The organism is Candidatus Magnetaquiglobus chichijimensis, from assembly GCF_045865675.1.
In the GTDB taxonomy this organism is placed as follows: domain Bacteria; phylum Pseudomonadota; class Magnetococcia; order Magnetococcales; family Magnetaquicoccaceae; genus Magnetaquiglobus; species Magnetaquiglobus chichijimensis.
This window is the reverse complement of record NZ_BAAFGK010000004.1, coordinates 2,073,717-2,098,009: the sequence shown is the minus strand read 5'-3', so window position 1 is coordinate 2,098,009 and position 24,293 is coordinate 2,073,717. Positions and strand designations below refer to the sequence as shown.

At 63.1% G+C, this 24,293-nt stretch carries 19 protein-coding genes; 8 read left to right on the top strand and 11 right to left on the bottom strand.

Annotated elements, in window-relative coordinates; translation table 11 throughout:
- The first annotated feature begins 67 nt into the window (after positions 1-67).
- The 6 genes from ACOY6C_RS13255 to ACOY6C_RS13230 all read left to right on the top strand — a co-directional run bounded on the left by ACOY6C_RS13255 (position 68) and on the right by ACOY6C_RS13230 (position 9,594).
- Positions 68-1,618, top strand: a complete 1,551-nt coding sequence (locus ACOY6C_RS13255) for a hypothetical protein (RefSeq protein ID WP_420905947.1) — start codon at positions 68-70, stop codon at positions 1,616-1,618.
- 16 nt (positions 1,619-1,634) lie between these two features.
- Positions 1,635-3,455 carry a POTRA domain-containing protein gene (locus ACOY6C_RS13250; RefSeq protein ID WP_420905946.1) on the top strand — a complete coding sequence of 607 codons (1,821 nt, stop codon included), beginning with the start codon at positions 1,635-1,637 and terminating at the stop codon, positions 3,453-3,455.
- Positions 3,456-3,514: 59 nt separating this feature from the next.
- Positions 3,515-4,456, top strand: coding sequence for a peptidylprolyl isomerase (locus ACOY6C_RS13245; RefSeq protein WP_420905945.1), 942 nt, complete (start codon positions 3,515-3,517; stop codon positions 4,454-4,456).
- A 3-nt stretch (positions 4,457-4,459) separates the two neighbouring features.
- Positions 4,460-5,194: a SapC family protein gene (locus ACOY6C_RS13240; protein WP_420905944.1), complete on the top strand. Its 735-nt coding sequence runs from the start codon at positions 4,460-4,462 to the stop codon at positions 5,192-5,194.
- Between the two features lie 3 nt (positions 5,195-5,197).
- Entirely contained in the window at positions 5,198-6,022 is an 825-nt protein-coding gene (locus ACOY6C_RS13235) for a Crp/Fnr family transcriptional regulator (RefSeq protein WP_420905943.1), read from the top strand.
- An 86-nt stretch (positions 6,023-6,108) separates the two neighbouring features.
- Positions 6,109-9,594, top strand: a complete 3,486-nt coding sequence (locus ACOY6C_RS13230) for a mechanosensitive ion channel domain-containing protein (RefSeq protein ID WP_420905942.1) — start codon at positions 6,109-6,111, stop codon at positions 9,592-9,594.
- A 235-nt stretch (positions 9,595-9,829) separates the two neighbouring features.
- Here ACOY6C_RS13230 and ACOY6C_RS13225 read toward each other — a convergent pair whose 3' ends face one another.
- The 3 genes from ACOY6C_RS13225 to ACOY6C_RS13215 are packed head-to-tail and all read right to left on the bottom strand — an operon-like array spanning position 9,830 to position 14,452.
- The gene (locus ACOY6C_RS13225) at positions 9,830-11,326 is read right to left on the bottom strand and encodes an efflux transporter outer membrane subunit (protein ID WP_420905941.1); all 1,497 of its coding nucleotides are present in this window, start codon (positions 11,324-11,326) and stop codon (positions 9,830-9,832) included.
- Positions 11,327-11,336: 10 nt separating this feature from the next.
- Complete coding sequence (locus ACOY6C_RS13220; protein ID WP_420905940.1) at positions 11,337-13,295, bottom strand: MacB family efflux pump subunit; 1,959 nt, start codon at positions 13,293-13,295, stop codon at positions 11,337-11,339.
- Positions 13,292-14,452 carry an efflux RND transporter periplasmic adaptor subunit gene (locus ACOY6C_RS13215; protein WP_420905939.1) on the bottom strand — a complete coding sequence of 387 codons (1,161 nt, stop codon included), beginning with the start codon at positions 14,450-14,452 and terminating at the stop codon, positions 13,292-13,294. The genes ACOY6C_RS13220 and ACOY6C_RS13215 overlap by 4 nt, the downstream gene beginning before the upstream one ends.
- A gap of 341 nt (positions 14,453-14,793) precedes the next feature.
- Here ACOY6C_RS13215 and ACOY6C_RS13210 point away from each other — a divergent pair, with 341 nt between their 5' ends.
- Positions 14,794-15,444 carry an RT0821/Lpp0805 family surface protein gene (locus ACOY6C_RS13210; protein ID WP_420905938.1) on the top strand — a complete coding sequence of 217 codons (651 nt, stop codon included), beginning with the start codon at positions 14,794-14,796 and terminating at the stop codon, positions 15,442-15,444.
- Positions 15,445-15,607: 163 nt separating this feature from the next.
- Here the strand turns inward: ACOY6C_RS13210 and ACOY6C_RS13205 are convergent, their stop codons facing one another.
- The 8 genes from ACOY6C_RS13205 to ACOY6C_RS13170 all read right to left on the bottom strand — a co-directional run bounded on the left by ACOY6C_RS13205 (position 15,608) and on the right by ACOY6C_RS13170 (position 21,593).
- Positions 15,608-16,759, bottom strand: coding sequence for an energy transducer TonB (locus ACOY6C_RS13205; RefSeq protein ID WP_420905937.1), 1,152 nt, complete (start codon positions 16,757-16,759; stop codon positions 15,608-15,610).
- A gap of 6 nt (positions 16,760-16,765) precedes the next feature.
- Positions 16,766-17,191 carry a protein TolR gene (gene tolR, locus ACOY6C_RS13200; protein ID WP_420905936.1) on the bottom strand — a complete coding sequence of 142 codons (426 nt, stop codon included), beginning with the start codon at positions 17,189-17,191 and terminating at the stop codon, positions 16,766-16,768.
- Entirely contained in the window at positions 17,191-17,895 is a 705-nt protein-coding gene (gene tolQ / locus ACOY6C_RS13195; RefSeq protein WP_420905935.1) for a protein TolQ, read from the bottom strand. The genes tolR and tolQ overlap by 1 nt, the downstream gene beginning before the upstream one ends.
- Before the next feature lie 256 nt (positions 17,896-18,151).
- Positions 18,152-18,604: a tol-pal system-associated acyl-CoA thioesterase gene (gene ybgC, locus ACOY6C_RS13190; RefSeq protein WP_420906123.1), complete on the bottom strand. Its 453-nt coding sequence runs from the start codon at positions 18,602-18,604 to the stop codon at positions 18,152-18,154.
- A gap of 2 nt (positions 18,605-18,606) precedes the next feature.
- Positions 18,607-19,626, bottom strand: a complete 1,020-nt coding sequence (gene ruvB / locus ACOY6C_RS13185) for a Holliday junction branch migration DNA helicase RuvB (protein ID WP_420905934.1) — start codon at positions 19,624-19,626, stop codon at positions 18,607-18,609.
- Positions 19,623-20,270 (bottom strand): Holliday junction branch migration protein RuvA, encoded by a 648-nt coding sequence (gene ruvA, locus ACOY6C_RS13180; protein ID WP_420905933.1) that lies wholly within the window; start codon positions 20,268-20,270, stop codon positions 19,623-19,625. Before ruvA ends, ruvB begins: the two co-directional genes overlap by 4 nt.
- Positions 20,271-20,328: 58 nt before the next feature.
- Positions 20,329-20,838: a crossover junction endodeoxyribonuclease RuvC gene (gene ruvC / locus ACOY6C_RS13175; RefSeq protein ID WP_420906122.1), complete on the bottom strand. Its 510-nt coding sequence runs from the start codon at positions 20,836-20,838 to the stop codon at positions 20,329-20,331.
- 8 nt (positions 20,839-20,846) lie between these two features.
- The gene (locus tag ACOY6C_RS13170; protein ID WP_420905932.1) at positions 20,847-21,593 is read right to left on the bottom strand and encodes a YebC/PmpR family DNA-binding transcriptional regulator; all 747 of its coding nucleotides are present in this window, start codon (positions 21,591-21,593) and stop codon (positions 20,847-20,849) included.
- A gap of 255 nt (positions 21,594-21,848) precedes the next feature.
- Between ACOY6C_RS13170 and ACOY6C_RS13165 the strand changes: the two genes are divergently transcribed.
- The gene (locus ACOY6C_RS13165; protein ID WP_420905931.1) at positions 21,849-24,242 is read left to right on the top strand and encodes a methyl-accepting chemotaxis protein; all 2,394 of its coding nucleotides are present in this window, start codon (positions 21,849-21,851) and stop codon (positions 24,240-24,242) included.
- Positions 24,243-24,293 lie beyond the last annotated feature (51 nt).

The following is a 24,293-nucleotide window of genomic DNA, read 5'->3' as shown; positions in this document are numbered from 1 at the left end:
TGATTCAGATCGCAGGAATCGGCAATCCCGAACGCGCGCAATCGTGCAACGTCCGATGGAGTCACGCATGAAGAAAATCGCGAATCTCTCTGTTGCCACCCGGTCCGGATGGGGCGAGCCGTTGCGGGGTATCTCGACCCTGCTGATGTTCGCGGCCATCGGGCTGACTTTTCCCGGCTGCGGCGGGGGCGGCGGTGGAGGCTCCAGTGGACCCTCGGGCACCACCGTGGTGGTCCAGGACGGCAATATCGTCGGTCTCACCCTGACCGATTCGAAGAATACGGTCGCCGTGGATCAGGGCAAGGGAACCTACTACTTCGCCAACGTCGCCACCCCGCCGATCACCGCGACCAGCCGGAATGAAATCGATCCGGCCACTGGTCTGGTGAAGATTTTCGATGCACAAGGAAAGCTGCTCGTCAAGACCTTCCAGGATCTGGATGGTGATGGCATTTTCACCTACAACACCGATATTCCCTATGGTGCGTCCATCACCGTGGCCTACAGCCCCAATCCTTCGGTCATCCGGATGAATCCGATCTCCGCGTTGATTCCGGCAAACTGGAATGGCACGACCCCGGTTGCCGGTTTGCCGGCGGACACGGTCAAGAGTGCGGCCACCACCGGCATTCCTGCCTCGACCGATACCTCGACCACCGCCAACACGCTCCGATCGGTTGCCGCGAATCTGACCACGGTGCAGGAAAATCTGGTTCAGATGGGTGTCAGCGCCGCGAACTCCGGCGTCATTCTTCAAGGTCTGCGCGATGCGGCAGCCGCCAATGGCGCGCTCTCCGTGACCAAGCCCGAAGATATCGGCACCGCCCTGGCATCCGTGGTCACGTCCCAGAATGTGGCCACGCTGTTCGGTGCGGGTGTCACCGAAACCGTGGCCGAAACCGCGGTCAAAACCGTCACCGACACGCTCAAGAATACCATCGATGCGTTGGCTACCGGCCAGTATGCGATGAAGAACTCCGAGTCGGTGGTCGCGGCAACGACCAACTGGGTGAAAAGCCTGGTATCCACCACGACGCCGGCGCAAGCCGTTACCCTGATCAGCACGACGGCGGCGGTCAATCTGAGTGATCCGGTGAAAACCCAGGACACCGCCATCGAGGCCGGCAAGGTGTTGACGACCTCGCCGTTGGCGAACCTGTTCGCATCGCTGTTCATCATGCCGACCTATAACCTCGCGACCACAGCCAACACCGGGGTCACGCCCCTGGATGTCACGCTGAGTGGATTGACCGGCTTTGGTTTGACCTACGCGTCCTCGGGAGTGACCGTGGCCGGTAGCGGTGGCATGGCCTTCCTGAATCAAACGTTGTCCTACGACTCGGCCAAGAGTCAGTATGGCTGGGCCGAGAGCGGCAAAATCAATGCCGCCGCGATCAATCTCAACTACGCTGGATTCCGGCTGTTCAGCTACACCACCGACAGCGCCGCCAGCTACCACCTGTTCGCTCTGGCCACGAAAGAGCAGATTTGCACGTTTCGCTTCAACGATGGCAAGAGCCTGAGTCAGAAAACCGGTACCGGCACGAAAACGCTGTTTGAAGAGATTCAGGGCATGAACCTCAATGGTGCCACCCGATTGACCTGTCCGGCCACTTGATGGGACTGTGCGTGCCATGACCGCCCACGGACGAATTCGTTGGCTGGCCAGCCTGGCGCTGGCTGGCTTGGCAGTGTTGTTCCAGAACCACGGCTGGGCCGCCGGTCTGCCGACCGACATCGCCCCCTCGCCACAGAGTCTGCGTGAACTCGAGGAGCGCGCGGCTCCCAATCAACCGGTGACCGAGAACGAGCGCAAGGGGCAGCCCGGCGTGGTCAGGGACATCGAGGTCGATCCCGGCGCGCAGCCCAAACCGGAGAGCCAGATCGACAAGGCCGTGACCTTCTTTTTGAAGGGTGTGAAGGTGATCGGCAACCAGACGTTGCCGAACCAGGAGATCATCGACGTCGTGAAGCCGCGCCTGGAAAAGCAGGTCACCTCGGCGGAACTTCAGGATATCGCCGCGCGGATCACCACGCTTCTGACCTCCAAGGGGTATGTCACCTCCCGGTGCATCATTCCGGCCCAGACCGTCTCCGACGGAACGGTGATCCTGCAGGTCGAGGAGAACAAGCTCGCCCAGATCCAGCTCACCGGTCGCAGCAGCTATCGTTACGACGCGCGGGTGTTCAGCCAGCACTTTCACGATCTGGTCGGCAAGATCATCCATCTGGAGACCCTCAACAGCCGGCTGAAACTGCTTTCCAAACTGCCGGGAACCCGCATCGAGCCGACCCTGCACAAGGCGCCGGAGGGCACCTCGAACCTCGTGTTGAAGATCACCGATTTCGAGGATACCCATTCGCTCTCCTTCAACAACCAGGCGAGCCGTTATACCGGCGAATTCAACGGTCGCTACACCGGCACCCTCTACAACATCACCGGAGCCGGCGATTCGATCTCCGCCATCTTCACCGCCAACCCGCTCCACCCGGAGTTTTCCAACAGCCTGGCCATGAACTACGTCCGACCGTTTGGGGATAAGGGCGGTGTGTTGCAGATGTCCTACACCACGGTGCGCTACCAGTTGGACCCGGACGAGGTGGGCAACGACGTGGTGCTCTACGAAGGCGATTCCGATACCTTTGCCGTGCGCTATGAAAAGCCTTTCCTGGTGGACGAAGGTGATTTCTGGTGGGGGATCGGTCTGGAGAAGAAGCATTCCACCGCCACGACCCGACTCAACACCGCCTTCCCGGGCTACAACGCCGGCGATACCATCGTGCATGGCGAGGACAAGCTGTTCGTGGGAGAACTCTCCCTGCGCGCCACCGTCATGGACTCCCTGCTCCCCGAGCGACCAGCGGCCAACACCGCCGCCTTGCGCGTCAAGCACGCCTTTTCCGGGGTGTTCGGCTCCATGACCGACGACGACGTGCGCTGGAAGCTGGAAAATATGGCCACCGCGGTCAACAAGCTCAACGTGAACGGTCCGATCGGCAACGTCAATGGCCTGGAGCCCGATTTCTGGAAGCTCTATCTCTCCTTGTCGCGTCTGCAGATGTTGCCGTATCGACTCTCCGCCGTGTTCCAGTTCGACGGCGAGTACACCCCGAGCGACAAGATCCCCAATGCCTACAACTTCGTGGGCGCCAACAACGGTCCTTCGGGCTACCGCTATTCGCTGGCGATCGGGCGACCGATCTACGAGGATATGGTCAACATGATGGTCGGTTTTCGTCATGCCACCTCCTACGGCCATTATTGGGACGAGAATCCCGGCTGCGGTGAGAATGTGCTGATCCGAGGTTCCTATCAGTGCTATGCCGATACCGGTTTCCTGAATCTCTCCTTCAAGTACAAGATGTTTTTCGGGGATCTGGAATATCAGTCGGTGGTGAATACCTTCGAGCAGAACCAGGAGCGGATCAAGCTCAACATCGGGGCGCGCTGGTAGGCGCGTCAGGGATGCGTTGCAGCGGGTCATTTTTGCAAGGAACTGAAAGAGAAATGATTATGAGAATGGTTTCCCGGATGGTTGGACTGGCTGGCATGCTGGTGATGCTCTCCCTGGCGCTGCCGACGCAACTTCACGCCGCCCCTGGAGATAAGGGCGCCGAGAAAGCGGACAAGGGAGGCGACAAAAACGCTCCTCTCGCCAGCATGGGCGGTGTGAATCTCACCGTGGGTGAGTTCCAGGCCCTGATGAACAACAGCGACAAGGAGGTCAAGAAGCACCTTCTCGAGAATCCCGAGTTGATGAAACAGAAGATCGGCGAGGCGATGCTGCGCAAGTACTTCCTGGCCAAGGCCCGCGAGCAGAAGGTCGATCAGAAGGGCGATGTGGCCTTCATGATGGAGCGCGCCAGGGAAGGGGTTCTTGTCGAGAATTTTCTGAACATTTCGGCCAAGGTTCCCGCAAAATATCCGGAGGAGTCCCTGGTGCGTCAGGCCTACGACGAGAACAAATCCCGTTTCATGCTTCCCCAGACCGTGAACGTGGCCCAGATCTTCTTGAAGTACGAGCCGAACATGGACGACAAGGCCAAGCAGGATCTTTTCAAGCTGGCCGAGCGCTACATGACCATGGTGCAGAAGAAGGAGTCCGAATTCGCCAGTCTGGCTCAGAAGTTCTCCCAACATCCGGCCTCGGCTTCCCAGGGCGGAGACATGGGTTGGGTGCCTCTCAATCAACTGCTTCCCGAGTTCCAGAAAGCGATCTCCGGACTCAAGAACGGCGAGGTCGCCGGTCCGATCAAAACCCCCCAGGGCGTGCATGTCGTGCAGTTGCGTGGCACCAAGGAGCCCACTCCGCGTCCCTACGACGAGGTGAAGCCGGCTTTGACCAAGATGCTCAAGGACAAGAAACTCCAGGAGAACAAGGACGCCTATGTCAGCGAACTGCTCGGCAAGACCCAGATCTCCCTCAACGAGCAGAGCCGTGCCTTGTTGAAGTGACGCATGGCGGAGCTGCTTTTCTATCAGAAGCCGGTGGTGCTGGACCGACAACGCCACCGGCAGTGGCGTATCATCCGGCAGGAAAGACCCCATGATTTCGCCGCCCGCACCAATTCGGTGCTGCTGACCGGTGCCGAGTTCATCGAGGCGGCCAGGGAGTATGCCATCTTCTTCGCACGGGTGGGGAGCAAAATTCTGCCGCTGGTCTTGCTGAGCCCGCGGGACAATGAAAATCTCTTCGTGCGACCGGATGGCATCTGGGAGGCACGCTACATACCCGGCTTCGTGCGACGCTATCCGTTCGTTCTGGCGGGTGGGGAACACGATTCTCAGTTGACCGTGTGCATCGATGCGGCCTATTCTGGAATCTTATCCACCGGGGTGGGCGAACGTCTCTTCGATGACCAGGGCCAACAAACCCCCTGGCTTCAAAGTGTGGTCCGTTTCTTGCAACAATTTCAAGAGTGGGTGCGCCGCACGGAGGTGTTCGTCAACCGCCTGGAGGGGATGGACCTGTTCGTCAGCGTCGTGGATCGTCCCGAAATGCGCGGGTGGGGGGTGCCGGCCAGTCCGGATCTGCTGGTCGTGGACGAGAAAAAATTATTGGAGCTGAGCAAGCCACAAGCGTTGGAACTGTTCCGTTGCGGTGAGTTGGCGTGGGTCCATGCCCATCTGGCCTCGCTCGGCAACCTGGGACGTTTGATGGAACTTATGGCGCGTCGCACGGGAGGAGAATAAACCATGTTTGATGTGCAATTGCTTGAAAAGATCAAATTCTTTTCCGACTTCACCCCGCAGGCCAAGGCCGAGATCGCCAGTCTCGACACCCTCTTCAAAAAGTATCCGGCCAATGCGCCGATCATCAACGAAGGGGATGAGTCCGGTTCGTTCTTCGTGCTGCTCCAGGGCAAGGTGAACGTCTACAAAAAGCCGAACGTCAATCCGATCAACGAACTCAAACCTGGCGCCATCTTCGGCGAAATCGCCTTTCTAAGCTCCAAGCCCCGTGGCGCGAGCATCGTGGCCATCGAACCGTGCATCCTGCTGGAGTTCGATCGCAAGATCATGCACGATCTCTCTCCGGATGTGCGTGACTTTCTCAAGGACAAGTTGATCACCATCCTGGTGACCCATCTGAACGACATCATCGATCTGCGTACCAAAGAGACCTTCGGCCTCGACACGAGCAACCCGCACGCCGCCGAGATGATCGGCGTCAAGGTGGAGGTCAACAAACAGATCTTTGCCCAGGAGGGGTATTTCATCTATTACGTCGGCAACGGCGAGGCGGTCATCGAGAACAAGAGTGAAGGCACCCGCAACAAGGTGCGCATGAGCGAGCTGACCGAACAGATCCCCGGCAAGTTCGTCAATGCCATCAAGTCCGCCAACCGCGACCCGGACGACTACCTCTATGGCCAATTCGGCGATTTCGGTGGTTACCTGGTGTTGAAGGCCGCGCGTCATGCCTGGAAGAGCACCCTTATGGCCATCCAGGCCGAAAAATTCGATCTGGGCCGCAAGTCGGATGCCTTCCGCAGTCGCAATCTCGAGATTCCGCAATAGACTTCATCGTTTCCAAACGGGGGCCGCCAGACGGGGCCCCCGCTCCATCGACCTGCCCACTGAGTGTCCCGGCGGGGAATCGTTGCATGAACCCATATCGTTGTTCTGACTGGCGCTTCACATGGAAGCGGCTGTTGGCCTTCTGGCTCGTGCTGGGATGGTCCGTGACGCTGTGCGCGGCGGACTCCCCCCAGTTGACCGCGTTGAGTCCGGTCTGGAAGCAGACCGGATTGACCGCGGAGAGCGTTGAGTCGGTCATCGGCCTGTTGAATCAGGAGTTGGCCGCCATTGCCGGGGATGTGACGGACGAGAGCCAGGAAGGCCGGCGCCGTGCCGCCCTGAAGGATCGGGTGGTGCTGTTGCGCCAGTTGGAGGAGACCCTGGTCCGGCGGCGCGAGATGGCGCAATCCAAACCGGAGAAAGGGCGTGGAGAGGCCGATCTGGATGCCAGAATCCGGGAGTGGGAGAAGAGATCGCCTCCTCCGCCACCCGCCAATCCGACCCAGGAGGCTTTCAAGCAGCTCGAGGAGAAACGTGCCGAGCGGTTGAAGACGGTCAAGGGGTTGCAGGATGCCCGCGATGCGCGGCGTCAGTTGTTGCAACGGATTCCGGAGCTGATCCTTCAGGCCAAGCAGACCCAGAAGGCCGCCGAGGAGGAGCGGCGCAAACTGCCCACCCTCTCCGGCAAGGCCGACGCGGCCAAGAAGGGGTTGGTGGCGTTGAAGCTCGACAACGCGGAGTTGAGCCAGGCGGTCAGTCAGGCGCAGGTGGCGCTCTGGAACGCCGAGCTGGCCTTCGAAAAGGAGAACGGCGTTCGTCTGGACAAGGAGTTGGAGCTGGCGCAGCGGATTTTCGAGTGGGAGGAGCAGCAGATCAAGCTCTATCAGGAGGCGTTGAGCCACCTGCAGGCCCAGGCCCTCGAAGCCAAGAGCGGCGCGCTGGAACAGAAGGAGAAGCTGGCCGAGAAGGCCCATACCCCTCTGGAGAAGTTTCTGGCGCAACGGGAGATCCTGGTCGCGCAGAGTCAGAAGAACACCGCGGAATGGCATCAGTTGCGCACCGAGTTGGCGAGCGTGATCACCGGACAGGAGACGCGCATCAAGGAGGAGGAGACGGAACTGGGCAATCTCGGCGCCCTGGTGAAACGACTCGGCTCCCAGGGGATGGCCGCGGAGCTGCTCAAATCCACCTTCCGGCTGATGGGCGAGCGGCGCCTGGAACTGGAACATCTGCTCTCCGCGTCGCTGCGTGAACGATTGACCGCCGCGCAGGCGCGGCGCGTTGAGATCGAGGCCCGACTGGTCAACCTCCGCGAGCAGTGGCGTGGCGAGTGGCAGGTGCTTTCGTCGGCCAGCGGCGAGAACATCGCGTTGGATGCCAAACAGGAGGCGCTGTTCCGGGAGAAGAGCGTCAAGGCCCTCGATGCCTATCGTCAGGGATTGCTGGATGAGAAGAAGGTGCTCTTCGAGATCAACGTCGATGAGCGCCGTCTGGAGCTTCTGACCTCGGAACGGGCCAACGTGCTCGACTCCCTGGAGCGGTTCGTGTTGTCGAAGGTTTTCTGGATCCAGGATGCGGATCCGCTCGGTTGGTCGCTGATCACCGGCATGCTGGATGAGCTGTTCGGCACGGAGCGCGACACCAGCTTCATCAAATGGCTCGAGCGGGTTTTCACCATCGAGAATGGTCAGCATCTGCTGGAGGCGCTCACCCATCCGCTTGAGCTGTTCTATGGGGCGATGCTGCTCATGGCGCTCTTTGTCGGCATCCCCTTGTCGCGACGCTGGGTGCGGGCCATGGAAGCCTGGAAACAGCGCCCGGAGAGCGAACGGGAAGGGCGGGCGTGGTTTCTGCCCGTGTTGGCGGCTCTGGCCGAGGCGGGCTTGTGGTCGGTCTATTTTCTGATCGCGGCCATGGCCATCGATGCCGCCGGCTTACCCCAGGGGGTGGGCAAGGTGGTGGCGCGGGTGTTGATGCATGTGGCGTTGTTCGTCTTCCTGTGGCGTCTGAACCGCGCGCTGTTTGGCTCCGGAGCGGTGGCGCGCAGTCAGTTCGGCATGCCGCGCGATCTTTCCAAAACGCTGCACCGGGCGGTCCGGATGCTGCTGATCGCCTATCCCAGCCTGCTGATGCCGTGGATCATCTTTCGGGGGGCGCCGTTCGATTTTCAGGCCCTGCCGCGTCTCGGCTACACCGCCTACGAACTGACCGTGGCCGCAGTGCTCTATTATCTCATTCGCGACTCTTCCCCTCTGGTGCGTCACGCCTTCCTGGAGACCGGCGAAACCCCGAACGGTGGACATCAACCGCGCGGCGGGTTGCTGGCCGACAACTGGCGCCTGATCAGCCGTCTGCTGCTGCTTGGCATTCTCACCGTGGTTGGCATCGATGCCTTCGGCTACCGCTTCGGCGCGGCCACCATCACCCGCAATGGTCTGTTGACCCTGGTGACGATCTTTCTGCTGATTGGTCTGTATCGACTCTCCATCTCGGTCGCCATGAGTCTGGGTCGGGATCGCCACTGGGTGATGGCCGTGGCGCCGGGCGAGGATGCCCAAGACGATCTGTATCAGTCCGCGTTGAGCATCCGGCGCTTCCTGAGGCTGCTTTTCATCATCGGCGGAGGATGGATGCTGGCCTCCTATTGGGGGGTCAACCGCCAGACCTTGGACGCCCTCCACGAATACACCCTTTTCACCACCACCCTGGCCGATGGCGGCGTGGATGTGATCAGCGTCGCCGACATGATCCGGTTCGTGATCACCCTGGTGGCATCGGTGTGGCTGGTTCATCACCTGCCGGGGATACTCGAGCTGTTCATCTTTTCACGGGTCCGGGTGGATCAGGGGGTACGCTACGCCATTCTCACCATGAGCCGCTACACCGTGGTGCTGATCGGTCTGCCGGCCTCGCTCTCCGCGCTGCATGTGGACGTGGGCAAGATCGCCTGGCTGGCGGCGGCCATCAGCGTGGGAATCGGTTTCGGCTTGCAGGAGATCGTCGCCAATTTCATCAGCGGCATCATCCTGCTCCTGGAACGTCCGGTACGGGTCGGCGATCGCATCTCGGTGGGGGCGGTGATGGGTGAGGTGCGCCGCATCAACATCCGCGCCACGCGGGTGATCAGTCAGGATCTCCAGGAGATCCTCATCCCGAACCGGGATCTGATCACCAAGGAGGTGATCAACTGGACCTTGAGCTCCCGCGAGGTGCGGCTGGTGATTCATGTGGGGGTGGCTTACGGCTCCGACATCGAACAGGTGCGCAAGCTTCTCATGGAGGTGGCGGAACGGGATCCTCTGGTGCTGCGCGATCCGCCGCCGCGCGTGCTTTTCATGAACCACGGCGCCAGCGCCCTGGAGTTTCAGTTGCGCGTCTACCACATCGATCCGGACATCCGCGCCAACATGACCGACCGGCTCAACACCGCGATCAACCACACCTTCCGCGCCAACGGCATCGAGATCCCCCTGCCGCAACAGGAGGTGCACATTCGCGGGGGCGGGTTGATCGCCGCGCCCGAGACGTCTGCCGAGGGACATGCAACGGAGCCCCCGGTTCCGGGTCGTTGAGAGGTTAACTTGCATGCTGGGGGAGCCCCCCCTCACCCCCCGTACCGTGGACCTCCGGGCGTTCGACGGCAACTTGCATGCTGGGGGGAGCCCCCCCTCACCCCCCGTACCGTGGATCTCCCTTCGGGAGTTCCACGGCACCTTGCATGCTGGGGGGAGCCCCCCCTCACCCCCCGTACCGTGGATCTCCCTTCGGGAGTTCCACGGCACCTTGCATGCTGGGGGGAGCCCCCCCTCACCCCCCGTACCGTGGATCTCCCTTCGGGAGTGCCACGGTACTTGCGTTCGGAATCGGTCCGCCCAGGGCCTTGAAGAGTCCGATGGCGGCATTCAGACGGGCCTGACGGGTCTGGGGCAGCTCATCCTGAATCTGCAACAGCGATCGTTGGGCATCGAGCACATTCATGAAATCCACCGCGCCGGCGCGATGGCGCACCTCGGCCAGTCGCAGCGCCTCGCGGGCGGCATCCTCGGCCAGTTGCTGGGCTTTTTCCTGTTCGGCCAGCCAGTGGATGGCGGCCAGATTGTCCTCCACATCCTTGAGTGCGGCGAGGATCGCCTTCTGGTAGGCGGCCACGGCGGCCTTTCGGGCCTCCTCGGCGACCGCGATGGCATCGCGCTGCTTGCCGCGATCAAACAGAGTGACCGTGAGGCTGGCGCCCAGTTTCCAGAGCAGGTTGCCGGGTGAGATCAGCTCCTTGAGCCCCTTGCTGGCATAGCCGCGCTCGCCGGTCAATTCCAGTGAGGGAAAGAGCGCGGCGCGGGTGGCGGCCAGATCGGCCTGGGAGGCGACCAGATCGGCCTCGGCGCGGCGGATGTCCGGGCGACGGCGCAGCAGATCCGAGGGGACGCCGGCGGGCACCTCGGGGATGCGCCAGTCGGCGAGTTTGCCCCCGATCTCGCGGATGGCGGACAACGGCTGGTTGGCGAGCAGGGCCAGGGCGTCACGGGCCTGGGCCCGTTGCAGATCCAGGGCGGCGTTCTGGGCCTCGATGGAGGCGACGGTCTGTTTCTGACGGGTTTCGTCCAGCGGCGCGGTCTGGCCGAAGGCCACCTGTTTGGCGGTGAACTCCAGGATCCGTTGGGCCGCCTCCAGGGATTGCCGGGCCAGTTCACGGCGGTGATCCAGGGTCAGCAGGCGCAGGTAGGCGCTGGCCAGATCCGCGGTCAGCGTCCAGTGGACCGCTTCGCGATCCATGCGGCTCGCCGTGGATTCGGCCTGGGCCTTGTCGATCAGGGACAGGTTGCGACCCCGGTAGTCGAGTTCGTAGCTGGCGTCGAGCGAAGCCTGGGAGGCGCGCACGCTCTTGCCGCTTCGTCCCTGCCCGGAGACCTGATCGCTTCCCGACAGCGCGAGGGTGGGGAAGAGCGGACTTTCAGCCATGCGGGCGCGGATTTCCGCCTGGTTCAGGCGTGCCTTGGCGGCCTGGATGTCCGGATGGCTGGTGAGAGCCTGTTCTTCCAGGGTGTCGAGGCGCGGATTGCCGAATGTTTGCCACCAGGGCGCGGCGGGGAGGGCGGCGCTGGGCGCGGCGCTGGGGTTGCTCCAGGCGGCGGGGAGATCGGGCAGGGGCGGTGGAGTGGCGTCGCGGTTGGCGCAGCCGGTGAGCGACACGTTGATCACGAGCAGCGCGAGTGCCATCAGGAGTCCAGCCCGCGCACCGGGGGGAGCGAAGCGGTGCCGGGGGTGGATCGATGCCAGGCGGGAGAGCGATCCCTGGATTGGTTTCATCGTTTGTACCTCACTTGTCCGCCAGAGCCACGACCGGATCCAGATGCGACGCCTTGCGCGCCGGCATGAAGCCGAAGATCAATCCCGTGGCCACGGCGAACCCGAAGGCCATGGCCACCGGCGTGGCCGTGAAACGGGCCGGCACGTTGAAGCGGGTGGCGATCCAGGCGGAAAGCACGCCTCCGGCCACCCCCAGAATACCTCCCAACAGACAGACCACCAGCGCCTCGACCAGAAATTGGGTCATGATGTCGCCGCGTCGCGCGCCGACGGCCATGCGGATGCCGATTTCGCGGGTGCGTTCCGTGACGCTGACTAGCATGATGTTCATCACGCCGATCCCCCCCACCAGGAGCGAAATCGCGGCGATGGAGCCGAGCAGGATGGTCATGGTGTTCTGCGTTTCGGTCACGGTATCGAGGATCGAGGCCATGTTGCGCACCTGGAAATCCACCGTCTTGTGACGCGCGGTCAACAATTGGGTGATCGCCTCCTGGGTGGCGTCGATCTGGGAGATATCCTCGACTTCGACGTTGATGCTGCGCAGGAACCGTTGTCCGAAGAGTCGCAGGCCGCCGGTGGTCAAAGGGACGAACACGGCGTCGTCCATGTCGTTGCCGAAGGGGGTGGCCCCCTTGCTGGACAGAACGCCGATCACCAGGAACGGGATGTTGTTGACCACCAGGTAGCGTCCCACCGGATCGGAGTCGGCGCCGAAGAGGTTTTCACGCACGGTCTTGCCGAGCACGATCACCGGTGCGTAGCTTTTGACATCCTCGGCGGAGAAGAAGATCCCCTTGTCGGTGGCCCAGTCGCGGGCCATGGGAAAATCGGCGGTGGTGGCGGTGGCCGGGGATTGGGAGTCGTTGCCGCCGATGCGCAGGGTGACCGCGCCGTTCATCTCCGGCACGGCATGGCGCACGTTGGGGATTTTGGCGATCTCCACGGCGTCATCCGGGATGAGGGTGGCCACCTGGCCGCCGCTGCCACGCATGTTGGGTGCGCCGGAACGGACCAGCAGGAGGTTGCTTCCCATGGCCTGGATGCGTCCCAGCACCTCTTCCTTGGCGCCGTCGCCGAGGGCCAGCATGGCCACCACCGATCCCACGCCGATGATGATGCCCAGCAGGGTGAGCACGGTGCGGAACAGGTTGGCCTTGAGGGCGTGCAGGGCGATCTTGATCGTCTCGTGGACGTCGATGACATGGCCCCCGCGTTTCCGGGACTGGTCCGTTTGGGTCGCGGGATCTTCTTTGGTGGATTCCGCGCGGTTGGCGTCGGAGACGATGCGACCATCGGCGATGGTGATGACGCGGCGGGCCTCGGCGGCGACGTTGGCGTCGTGGGTGATCAGGATGATCGTGTGTCCCTCGGCGTTGAGGCGATGCAGGAGGGCGAGGATATCCCGTCCGCCGCGACTGTCCAGGGCGCCGGTGGGTTCGTCGGCGAGGATCACCTGACCGCCGTTGATCAGGGCGCGGGCGATGGCGACCCGTTGTTGTTGACCGCCGGAGAGCTGACTGGGACGGTGATGCAGCCGGTCGCCCAGCCCGAGGGTGGCGAGAAGGTCGCGGGCGCGGGTCAGGCGGACGTTTTTGGCGTGGCCGGCGTACATGGCCGGCATTTCGACGTTCTCTTCCGCCGAGGCGGTGGGCAGCAGATTGTATTGTTGAAAAATGAAGCCGAAGACCAGTCGCCGCAGAGCGGCCAGGCCGTCGTGGTCGAGTTCGGAAATATCCTGGCCGTTCAGGAGCAGTCGTCCGTTGGTGGGGCGGTCCAGGCAGCCGATCAGGTTCATCAGGGTCGATTTTCCCGAGCCGGATTGTCCCATGATGGCCACGAACTCGCCGGGCCAGATCGCCAGGCTGACCTCGTGCAACACCTCCACCGTCAGGTCGTCGGAGATGTAGCTTTTGTCAACCCGTTCCAGGCGAATGATCGGCTGCGACGCGGTCATGCTGGCATTCATCGCGGTTTTCCGCCGCCGGGATGGCTCATGCCGAAGATCGAGCCGCCGGAGGTGGGTTTTTTCTCCGCGCCCCCGATCAGAACCTCGTTGCCCTCTTCCAGACCGGAGAGGATCTGGGCCTGGAGGCGATTCTTGACGCCGAGGGTCACCTTGCGGGTGATGGGCGTGCCATCCTGGAGCAGGCGCGCGGTGGCTTCGCCGGGTTTGCCCTTGATGGCGAGGGCGGTGATCGGCAACAGCAGGGCATCCTTGGCCATCGCATGCACGAAGGAGACCTGGGCGGACATCTGGATGCCCAGTTCCAGATTGGGATTTTCCACGTCGAACAGGGCGTTGTAGAGCACCACGCTGTTCACCACGTCCGGGGAGGGGAGAATTTGGCGCAGTTTGCCGTAGTGCCGTTTGTCCGGTTGACCGAGGGTGGTGAACCAGGCTTCCATGCCGAGTTTCAGGCGGGTGATGTCGGCCTCGGAGACCTGTGTCCAGACGGTCATGGTGGAGAGGTCGGCGATGCGCAGCAGGATGGGGGCCTGTTGGGCGGCGATAAGAGTCTGGCCCTGACGGGCGGGCAGGGTGACCACGGTACCGGTCATGGGAGCCAGGATCCGGGTGAAAGCCAGATTGGTTTCGTTGGCCTTGAGGCTGAATTCGGTCTGACGGATCTGGGCCGTGATCTGGGCGATCTGGGCGGTGGAGCCTTTCAGCGTGGCCTCGGCGGACTGATGGGCGTCCTGACTGGTGGCGTTGGCGGCCAGCATCCCCTTTTGGCGGTCGTACTGGGCCTTGGCCAGGGCGTGGTGGGCCTTGCGTTCCGCCAGTTGCGCCTCGAACACCTGCAACTGGGCGCGATCCGATTCGACCTTGGTGATGAAGAGGGTCGGATCGATTTCGGCCAACAGATCGCCCGACTTGACCGTATCGCCCAGGGCGACGTGGATCTTCATCAACTGCCCCGAGACCTGGGTGCCGACATCGACGTAGTTGAGCGGTTGCAGGGTGCCGAGCGCGGTGGTGGTCTCTTCGATGTCGCCACGGATCACCTTGGCGGTGGTCTGGAGACCCTTGTCCGCGCCGTCGCGCTTGGACCAGGCGTACCATCCACCCGTGCCAAGCACGACGAGCAGGGCAAAGATCACCAGTTTCCTGATTCCAGACATGGCGTGATTCCTGTTTTTTTGATCTGGCAGCCGGGGAGAGGCGCAAGAGTGTTACATTAATTGCTAAAATGGCGGAATTTGTCAATTGCCAATATTGCAAAGATTTGTCAGTTTGCTTTCGATGGTTGGCCTTTTTCTTGACCACGCGTTGCCGCGACTGTTAGACTTTGATGCGGGGAGGCTGCGGAGTCGTGATGGATGGTCGTTGAAATGGCAGGATTTATCATCTGTCACCCACCAGTTGCCGTGGAACTCCCGAAGGGAGGTCCACGGTACGGGGGGTGAGGGGGTGCTCCCCCCCATCCTGCAAATCAGGTATCCAGGTGAAAAGGAGAACCCGGATGAAACGTTGGCTGATCGTGCCCCTGACCGTGACAGGGTTGCTGGTGGCGCCCGCGCAGGCGCGTTCGGATGCCGGAAGCGGGGCGGCGGTGGGTGCCCTGACCGGTGCCATGGTGGGCAGTCTGGCGGGGCCGATGAAAAACCGGGTGGAGAACTCCCTGATCGGCGCGGTGGCGGGCGGGCTGTTGGGGTATGCCGCCGGCAACGAGCGGGAGCGGCAGGGACGGACGGTGGTCTACCGTTCCCTGGAGTATGCACCCTCTTATCAGACCACCACCTGGGTGAATCCCGAGAGCCGCGTCTCCTACATCGTCACCCCGCGTCCGGCGGCGAACATGGGGGGGCAGGTGTGTCGCGAGGTGGAGATCCAGGCCACCATCGACGCGCGGCGCGAGTCCTTGACCGGGCTCTCCTGTCGGGACGGGGCCGGGCAGTGGCGTCTGATGGATCGCGTCACCCTGGACGCGCCCACCGTGGTGACGCGCACCGTGGTGGCGTCCCCGCCGCCGAGTTACGTGGTGGTGGAGCCGGCGCCCATGGTGGTGGTTCCGCGACGGGTCTACTACCCGGACTATTACCATGCTCCCTACTACGTGCGCCCCCATTATTACGATCGGGCCTGGCGCGACCGCCACTGGCGGCGGTATTGAGCCGGGAGGAGCGATATTTTTCGAAGGTTTTCGCCCTCATGGACCACGGGTTCCCGTGACCTCCTGAAACCGACCCCCCCCCTCAAGAAACAGGCATGATGGAGATCCCCCCCCGACCGTGGACCGCGCCAAGGTGGGGGGGCGTCCCCCCCCACCTTGCGTGTTACTCCACCTCCGGACGGAAGCGGATCTCCAGTTCCCGACACTCGTGACACCCCTGCGGCGGCGGATCCACCGACACCGTGCGGCTGATGGCGCGCATCACCGACTCGTCGTAGATCGCATTCCCCGAAGGATGGGTGACGCGCGGATTGACCAGCGAGCCATCCGGTCCCACCTGCACCACCACGATCACCTCCAGAGCGGCTTCGCCACGCAACCCACCCGGTTTGCGCCAGTTGTCGCGCACCTTGTTGGTCACCCCGTGCTGCCACCGTGAGATGGCGAACGCGGAGACCGGTGGATCGTTGCTCGAGGCAGGGGCATGGTCGGTGCCCACGGCCTTGGCCTCGGTGGCCGCCTTTTGATGCTTGTTGATCGCCTTGGAGAAATCCAAGGGGGTCTCCTCGCTCTTGGCGGCAGGCGTGCTCTTCTGGAGCTTGTTGATCGCCTTGGAGAAGTCCAGGGGATCCTCCTTCTTTTCCGGCGGTTTTTCCGGTTTTTCCGGTTTCTTTTCCGTCGGCTTCTCCGGCTTCTCCGGCTTTTTTTCAGCCGGTTTTTCCGGTTTTTCCGGCGGTTTTTCCGGCGGTTTTTCCGGTTTTTTCTCAGCCGGCTTCTCCGGTTTTTCCGGCGGTTTTTCCGGCGGTTTCTTCTCCGGCGGTTTCTTCTCCGTCGGTTTCTCGACCGGCTTTTCCGGTTTTTCCGGTGGTTTCTTCTCCGGTTCCGGCGGTTTGATCCCCTCCTTTTTCACCTCCGGCTTGGGCGGCGTCTCCTTGGGCGGCTGCGGCGGGGGCGGCGTCTCCTTGGGCGGCTGCGGCGGGGGCGGCGTCTCCTTGGGCGGAGGCGGAGGCGGCGGCGTCTCCTTGGGCGGAGGCGGCGGTGGCGGCGTCTCCTTGGGCGGAGGCGGCGTGGGCGGCGTCTCCTTGGGCGGTGGCGGCGGGGCCTCCTTGGGCGGGGGAGGGGGCTCCTTCGGAATCGCGGGCGGCGTCAACGACTTGGGCGCGGTCGGCTGCTTCTTTGGTGGCATCTCCACCAAAGCCACGGCAAAGACCGGTTGCACCGGTGGCTTCGGCGGCGTGAAAGGCACCAGGAAGAACAGTGCCACCACCAACAGATGGAGCACCACCGAAAACAGCAGGGTGAGACGAGAAAGCATCGAGAATCAGCCAGGGGGTTCGGTGATCAGTCCGACCCGGTCCACGCCCGCCATCTGCAACTGGGTCATCACGGTCATGATCGAACCATACGCGGCGTTGCGGTCACCGCGCACGTATACCGGGAAATTGGGATTGTTGGCGCGGATGCCACGGATTTTGTCCACCATCTCGGTGATGTTCACCGCCCGTTCCTCGATGAAGGTGGCCCCATTGGCGGTCACGCTGATCACCAGTGGTTCATGATCCGTGCTCATGGCGTTGGCCTCGGAGTCCGGGAGATTCACCTCCACACCCTGGGTCAACAACGGCGCGGTGACCATGAAAATCACCAGCAGCACCAACATCACATCCACCAGTGGCGTGACGTTGATTTCGCTCATGGTACTGACGCGGTCCGATCCCGAACCGCTCATGTTCATGCTCATGGCCATCAGGTCAGGCTCCCGCGGCGTGAGGTCTGCCGCTCCAGGATGTTGAGGAATTCCGAGCCGAAGTTCTCCATTTTTTGATGCTGACGACGCAGGTCCGCGGCGTATTTGTTGTATGCGATCACCGCCGGAATCGCCGCCACCAGCCCCATGGCCGTGGCGATCAACGCCTCGGCGATGCCGGGGGCCACCATGGTCAGGGTGGTGGACTTGGCGCCCGCCAGACCCAGAAACGAGTTCATGATCCCCCACACCGTGCCGAACAGGCCGATGAACGGGCTGGTGGAGCCCACGGTGGCCAGAAAGGTCAACCCGCGTCCCAGATTGTCCACCTCGCGGTTCAACGCCACGGTCATGGCGCGCCGCACGTTCATGAACAGATCCCCCACCTCGCTGGTTCGGGTGCCGTTCCCCTCCCACCGTTTCCACTCGCGAAAGCCGGTCACGAACACCGTCACGATCGGGCTCTCCGGCCACTCCTGGGCCGCGGTCTGGTAGAGCTTGGCCACGCTGCCACCGCTCCAGAACCGCTCTTCGAACTCTGCGGCATCCTTGGTGACGCGTCGGAACCGCCGCCACTTCTCGATGATGATCGCCCACGAGACGATCGAGGCCAGCAGCAGGGCCAGCATCACCATTTTCACCACGGGGCCGGCCTGGAACACCAGATCCAGAATGCTATGTGAGGTCAATGCTTGTGGATTCACGGCAATTCTTCCAAAGGAGGTTACCATGGATCGCCGAAAAAGGGGGGATCCACGGGCTGGGGTGAGGGGGTTCACCCCCCATCTTAAGAGTCTGTTTGGTGATGCCATGCATGGAATCGCCAAACCTGCACGAATCGAAAAAAACGATTCATGCTTCTCAAATCGCTGCACAATTGGGCGGGCCATTCATGGCCCGCGTCGGCGGTTTGACCTGTGCCAAACCGCCTCTAACTTGCATCATGGGGGGAGAGCCCCCTCACCCCCTTACCGTGGCGCTCCCTTCGGGAGTTCCATGGTGAGGGATCGGCATCCGGTTCAGGAGATCCTGGGGGATGCGAACCGGCTTGAAATCACGACTCAACATGGCGATCCGCACCTTGGCCCGGATCAGCGGGGTTGGTTCGGGGCGGCCATCCATTCGGGTGATGGTTTGCGCCAGCAACAGGCTGACGCGTCTGGTCTCCGTCAATATTACCGAAACATTGAGCAGGTCGTCCAGGCGTGCGGAGGCCAAAAAGTCGATTTCCATGTTGACGACCGCGAACAGGAGTCCGCGTTCGCTCGATAACGTCGCCTGTTGGTGGCCGAGATGGCGCAGCCACTCGGTTCTGGCCCGCTCCATGAATTTCAGGTATTCGGCGTGGTAGACCACGCCGCCGGCATCGGTGTTTTCGTAGTAGACCCGCGCCGGCCAGGTGAATGGATGCATGATCACACCAACGATCCCTGCCATGTCGCGGGCGGCACCCGTTCCAGATGGCGCCAGGCTGCCGGCGTGGTGCGTCTGCCGCGCGGGGTGCGATCCAGAAACCCCTGTTGCACCAGATAGGGTTCGATCACCTCTTCGATGGCGTCGCGGGTTTCGCCGAGCGCCGCCGACAGGGTGTCGAGTCCCACCGGCCCCCCGGCGTATTTGTCGATGATGGTCAGAAGCAGTCGCCGGTCCATGGCATCGAGTCCCAGGTGGTCCACATCCAAAAGCGTCAACGCGGCGTCGGCCAGTTCGGCGTCGATGTGGCGGGCTTGACGCACCTGGGCGAAGTCCCGCACCCTTTTCAAGAGCCGGTTGGCGATGCGTGGCGTGCCGCGCGCCCGTTTGGCGATCTCCATGGCGCCGGCGGGCAGGATCGGGATGGCCAGCAACTGGGCGGAACGTTGCAAGATTCGCGCCAGCTCTCCAGGGGAGTAGAACTCCATGCGCGCCAGTATGCCGAAACGGTCGCGCAGCGGGTTGGTCAGAAGGCCGGCGCGGGTGGTCGCCCCCACCAGCGTGAAAGGGGGGAGGTCGATTTTGATCGAGCGCGCCGACGGGCCTTCGCCGATCATGATGTCGAGTTGATAATCCTCCATGGCCGGATAGAGGATCTCTTCCACCGCCGGACTCAGACGGTGGATTTCGTCCACGAACAGCACGTCGCCGCGTTCCAGGTTGGTCAACAGCGCCGCCAGATCTCCGGCCCGTTCGATGATCGGCCCGGAGGTGGTTTTCAAGCCGCACGCCATCTCGGCGGCGATGATGCGCGCCAGGGTGGTTTTGCCCAATCCGGGCGGACCGTGCAGCAGCAGGTGGTCCAGGGACTCCCCGCGCGATCTGGCGGCGTGGATGAAGACGCGGAGATTGGCCTTGAGCCCATCCTGGCCGACGAATTCGTCCAGACGCGGCGGTCGCAGCCCCGCCGCGTCGCGACGCTCCTCTTCGGGATCGGGTAGCGGGGAGAGGATGGGGTTCATCGCGACAGGATCTTCAAGGCCGCGCGCAGGGCGATGGCCGGATCGGAGAGTTCATCGGGCGGCAGGGTGCGCAACACCCGTTCGGCGTCCGGGGCGCGATAGCCAAGGTTGACCAGGGCGCTGATCAGATCCTGACGCAGGGACGGCTGCACCGGCGCGGAGGGCGCGGGTGGCGCGGCGTTCGGATCGATGGGGTTGGCCGGTTGGGCATCGGGCAGGGTGCCGGAGATGGTGGCGGGGAGGGCGGGAAGACGATCCTTCAACTCCACCACCAGCCGCATGGCGATCCGTTTGCCGATGCCGGGAATGCGCGCCAGCAGCGTGACATCCTCCTGCGCCAGGGCCGAGACCAGGGCGTCGGGCGCGAAGGTGGAGAGGGCGGCCATGGCCAGCCTGGCGCCGATGCCGGTCACCGAGTTCAACACCACGAACACCTCGCGTTCGGCGGCGGTGGCAAAGCCGTGCAACAGAAAGGCATCCTCGCGCACATGGGTCACGGTGACCAGGTGGACCGCTTCTCCGATGCCGGGAAGTCGCTCGAAGGTGGAGAGCGGAATGAAGACCCGGTAGCCCACCCCGCCCACATCCACCACCACCTGATGGGGCTCTTTTTCCGCCAGAATGCCGCGCAGATGGGCGATCATCGGGTTCTCCCTTCCTGGTGGGGCCTGTTTTGCGTCGGCATGCCACGCGGATGGGCGATCATTTCGTTTTCCCTTCTGCCGCGGCCACGCGGGCAGCGATGCTGGTGCTTCGTTGCAGGTGACACAACGCCCCGGCCAGGGCGTCGGCGGCATCCTGGGGCGGGGCGCTTTCCAGGGTGAGCAGCATGCGGATCATGGCCTGGACCTGTTGCTTCTCGGCGCGACCGAACCCCACCACCGCCTGTTTGATCTGCAGGGCGGTGTATTCGAACACCGGCAGTCCCGCCGCGTCGGCGGCGACGATCGCCACGCCCCGGGCATGGCCGAGTTTCAGGGCACTCTGCACATTGGCCGAAACGAAGATCTCTTCCACGGTGACCGCTTCGGGCTGATGGTCGCGGATCACCGCGCTCACCCCGGCAAAGATCCTGCCGAGCCGTTCGGGCATGGGGCTTTCCGGCGAGGTGCGGATGCAGCCGTGGGCGATGTGTCGAAACCGGGAGCCGATCGATTCCACCACCCCCCAGCCGGTCACCGTGGTGCCGGGGTCGATCCCCAGAACGCGCATCGCGGCGGTCAACCCAACCGTTCCATGATCTCGTCCGGGATGTCGAAGTTGGCGTGAACTTTCTGAACATCGTCGTTGTCCTCGAGCATGTCGAGCAGCTTGAGCATCGAGGAGGCTTGTTTCTCGTCGTTGAGGGTGACGGTGTTTTGCGGACGGAGGGTCACCTCGGCAGAGAGCGGATTGGCGAAACCGGCCTTGGCCAGGGCTTCGCGCACGGTTTCGAACTCCTCGGGGGCGGTGATCACCGCGCATTCGCCATCTGCTGAGATCATATCCTCGGCGCCGGCCTCGAGGGCGGCTTCCATAAGTTTTTCCTCGTCAACGTCTTGAAAGAGCAACTCCCCCTTTTTGTCGAAGAGGTAGGCCACGCAGCCGGAGGCGCCCATGTTGCCGCCGTACTTGTTGAATCCGTGGCGCACGTCGGCGACGGTGCGGTTGTTGTTGTCGGTCAGGGTATCGACGATCACCGCGACGCCGCCCGGACCATACCCCTCGAAGCGCACCTCCTTGTAATCGGTGCCATCCTCGGCGCCCGCGCCGCGTTTGACCGCCTTGTCCATCGTGTCCTTGGGCATGTTCTGCGCGCGTGCCGCGAGCAATGCGGCCCGCAGGCGCGGATTGAACGAGGGCTCCGGTCCGCCGATGCGCGCCGCCGTGACGATCTCACGGATCAGCTTGGTGAAGATCTTGCCGCGCTTGGCATCCTGCGCGCCCTTGCGGATTTTGATGTTGGCCCATTTGCTGTGTCCAGCCATGAAAACGCTCTCCTGATGAACGATAAGAAACCGGCGTGGCAGGGCCGGGGCTCCATTTCCTTAATCAAGATTAGACCAATTCTTCCGGTTTCGCCAGTCGTGATGCGCCGTGGTTTGGGGTGCGTGCCGGGCACGCCGTGATTTTTCTGCAAACTGATGGACTTTTGCTTGCGCGGAAAGGAAATTGATTATATCAATCAATTCAGATATACGTCTGTCAGGCCGTTTTTATTCATAGAATCGAGAAAAGGTGTCATGAAAAACGTGACAACAGGGTCTGGCTTGGGTTTGCGCGCCACGATGATCGCCATCGTGACCACGCTGTTGGTCTCGTCGCTGGTTGGAGGTGGTCTGTTGATCTACAGCCTGCGCGCCACGCTGCAAGGGTATGCGGGCATCTCCGATGTGGTGGAAAGGCTCAATGACACCACCCGGCGCATGAATACCCTGATGCTCATGTGCCGGCGCGGCGAAAAGGATTTTCTGTTGCGGCGCGGTGCCGGCGACGTGGAAAAGGTGGTGACCTACTCGAGTCAACTCGAAACCGATGCGCAGTTGGCGCGGGAGTTGGCCAAGGATCCCCTGATCGCCGATCCCAAGGATGTGGAGAGCGCCGGGCGGATCCTGGCGAGCACCGGTCGTTATCGCGATGCCTTCCTGGCGGTGGTCAAGGCGGTCGAGGCCAGTGGCGGGAACCTTTCCACCGCCGAGGTGACGGCCAAAATCGACACCATGCGCGCCACCGTGCATGAGATCGAACCGCTGGTCGAGGAGATCTCCAAACGGGTCGAACTGCGCGTAGAACAGATGCGCGCCGAGATCGCGGTTCGCTCCAGCGGATTGATGAGCACCGCCTTGTGGGTTTTCGGGATCCTGACCCTGATCGGTCTGGGGATCGCGGTCAACGGGGCCCGGCGTGTACTGCGTCAGATCGGCGGCGAGCCCGTCGTGGTGAGCGACCTGGTGTCGCGCATCGCCTCCGGGGATCTGACCGTGCGCGGCAGTGGGCGGGATGTCGGGCTGCTGGGCGAAATCGTCGCCATGGCCGAGCGGTTGCGCGACATGATCACTCTGATCCGCCTGCAGGGGGTTTCGACCCTGCCGCCGGTGAACGATCAGATCGCCAAGGCCGTGGAGCGGCTGGGACAGGTGGCCGACGAGGTGCGCGGCAGCACCATCTCGGCCCAGTTCTCCAACGAACGCCTGGAGGAGCTGATTCACGAGCAGGTGAAATCCGGCGCGGATTACATCGTTCGCTCCATGGTGGACATCGGCGGCGCGGTGGGCGAGCAGTCCCGTGCCGCCGGCGTGGTCTCGCTGGCCGCCGAGGAGGGGAGCACCAACACCTCGACCCTGGCCTCCGCCGCCGAGGAGATCAGCGCCAATGTCGGGGAGGTGAACCACAGCCTGGAAGAGGTCGGTCGCATGATCGACAGCGTGACCGCCAGCATGAGCCGTCTGACGCGCAGTCAGGAGGCGGTGCGGCGGCGTTGTCTGGATGCCGACGCCGAGGCCTCGCGGGCCACCGGCATGGCGCGGAACGGTCGCCAGGTGATGGAGGAGCTTACCGAGTCGGCGCAACTGATCGGGCAGATCGTGCAGACCATCAACAACATTGCCGAGCAGACCAACATGCTCGCCTTGAACGCCTCGATCGAGGCCGCCGGAGCCGGCGAGGCGGGCAAGGGGTTTGCGGTGGTGGCCAACGAGGTGAAGGCCCTGGCCCGTCAGACCGCCGAGGCCACCGGAGATATCGGCAGCCGCATCCATCAGATCCAGATGCAGGCCAACGACGCCGCCAGTGCCGTGGACGAGATCGCCGGGGTGATCGAGCGGCTGGCGGATGTCAACCGGGAGATCGTGAACGCCGCCGACGAGCAGGCCCTGGCCGCCACCGACATCGCCCGCTCGATGGATGGGGTGACCCGTGCCGCGGACACGGTGATGCGCGGCTCCCAGGAGTTGGGTTCGGCGGTGGACGAGATCGCCCGCACCGCCAACACCCTGGGCAACGGCTCCCGCGAGTTGGCCGAAACCGCCACCTCCATGGCCTCGGCCATCGAGGAGACCGCCACCCAGGCCGAACAGTCCAACAAGCTGGCCCAGGCGATGCTCGCCACGGTGGCCGACACGGTGAGCGCCTCCCAGGGGATGCGCCTGGACATGGAACGCACCCGCATGGCCTCCGAGCGGCTCGAGTCCACGGCCCAGACCATTTCGTTGCTGATCGATGCGTTGGGAAGCGTGTCGCGTCGATTGCACGACGCCCAGGCCTCCCTGAACACCGGCGCGCCCCCCTTTGACATGCTGCGGGTCAAGACCGCGCATCTGGAGTGGCTGCGCAAGCTCGAGGAGATGATCAACGGCGAGGCGGTGATGAACGAACGGGATGCCGGTGACGCCAGGGCCTGTCCTCTGGGCATGTGGCTGTTCGCCGCCGATGAGGGTGGCCGCTTCGCCTCCCTGCCGGCCTACGCCAGCGTCGAGTCCACCCACGACCGGGTGCATGCCCTGGCGCGCGCCGTGATCCGCGACCACGCCGAGGGTCGGGATGCGCGCGAAGGGCTGCAACGGTTCAATCAGGAGCGCGATGCCTTGTTCCTGGCCCTCGACCAGCTCTACGTTGAGGCGGCGCGTTCGAGCGGTTGAAAATCAGGTGCGTCGGGCGCGGCTCCGACGCATGCCGGACGTCGAATGCCA

Bases quoted from the DNA above. Each gene is read 5' to 3' on its own strand.
- ACOY6C_RS13255 (WP_420905947.1), top strand. From the start codon at position 68: ATGAAGAAAATCGCGAATCTCTCTGTTGCCACCCGGTCCGGATGGGGC.
- ACOY6C_RS13250 (WP_420905946.1), top strand. From the start codon at position 1,635: ATGACCGCCCACGGACGAATTCGTTGGCTGGCCAGCCTGGCGCTGGCT.
- ACOY6C_RS13245 (WP_420905945.1), top strand. From the start codon at position 3,515: ATGAGAATGGTTTCCCGGATGGTTGGACTGGCTGGCATGCTGGTGATG.
- ACOY6C_RS13240 (WP_420905944.1), top strand. From the start codon at position 4,460: ATGGCGGAGCTGCTTTTCTATCAGAAGCCGGTGGTGCTGGACCGACAA.
- ACOY6C_RS13235 (WP_420905943.1), top strand. From the start codon at position 5,198: ATGTTTGATGTGCAATTGCTTGAAAAGATCAAATTCTTTTCCGACTTC.
- ACOY6C_RS13230 (WP_420905942.1), top strand. From the start codon at position 6,109: ATGAACCCATATCGTTGTTCTGACTGGCGCTTCACATGGAAGCGGCTG.
- ACOY6C_RS13225 (WP_420905941.1), bottom strand. From the start codon at position 11,326: ATGAAACCAATCCAGGGATCGCTCTCCCGCCTGGCATCGATCCACCCC.
- ACOY6C_RS13220 (WP_420905940.1), bottom strand. From the start codon at position 13,295: ATGAATGCCAGCATGACCGCGTCGCAGCCGATCATTCGCCTGGAACGG.
- ACOY6C_RS13215 (WP_420905939.1), bottom strand. From the start codon at position 14,452: ATGTCTGGAATCAGGAAACTGGTGATCTTTGCCCTGCTCGTCGTGCTT.
- ACOY6C_RS13210 (WP_420905938.1), top strand. From the start codon at position 14,794: ATGAAACGTTGGCTGATCGTGCCCCTGACCGTGACAGGGTTGCTGGTG.
- ACOY6C_RS13205 (WP_420905937.1), bottom strand. From the start codon at position 16,759: ATGCTTTCTCGTCTCACCCTGCTGTTTTCGGTGGTGCTCCATCTGTTG.
- tolR (WP_420905936.1), bottom strand. From the start codon at position 17,191: ATGGCCATGAGCATGAACATGAGCGGTTCGGGATCGGACCGCGTCAGT.
- ybgC (WP_420906123.1), bottom strand. From the start codon at position 18,604: ATGCATCCATTCACCTGGCCGGCGCGGGTCTACTACGAAAACACCGAT.
- ruvB (WP_420905934.1), bottom strand. From the start codon at position 19,626: ATGAACCCCATCCTCTCCCCGCTACCCGATCCCGAAGAGGAGCGTCGC.
- ruvA (WP_420905933.1), bottom strand. From the start codon at position 20,270: ATGATCGCCCATCTGCGCGGCATTCTGGCGGAAAAAGAGCCCCATCAG.
- ruvC (WP_420906122.1), bottom strand. From the start codon at position 20,838: ATGCGCGTTCTGGGGATCGACCCCGGCACCACGGTGACCGGCTGGGGG.
- ACOY6C_RS13170 (WP_420905932.1), bottom strand. From the start codon at position 21,593: ATGGCTGGACACAGCAAATGGGCCAACATCAAAATCCGCAAGGGCGCG.
- ACOY6C_RS13165 (WP_420905931.1), top strand. From the start codon at position 21,849: ATGAAAAACGTGACAACAGGGTCTGGCTTGGGTTTGCGCGCCACGATG.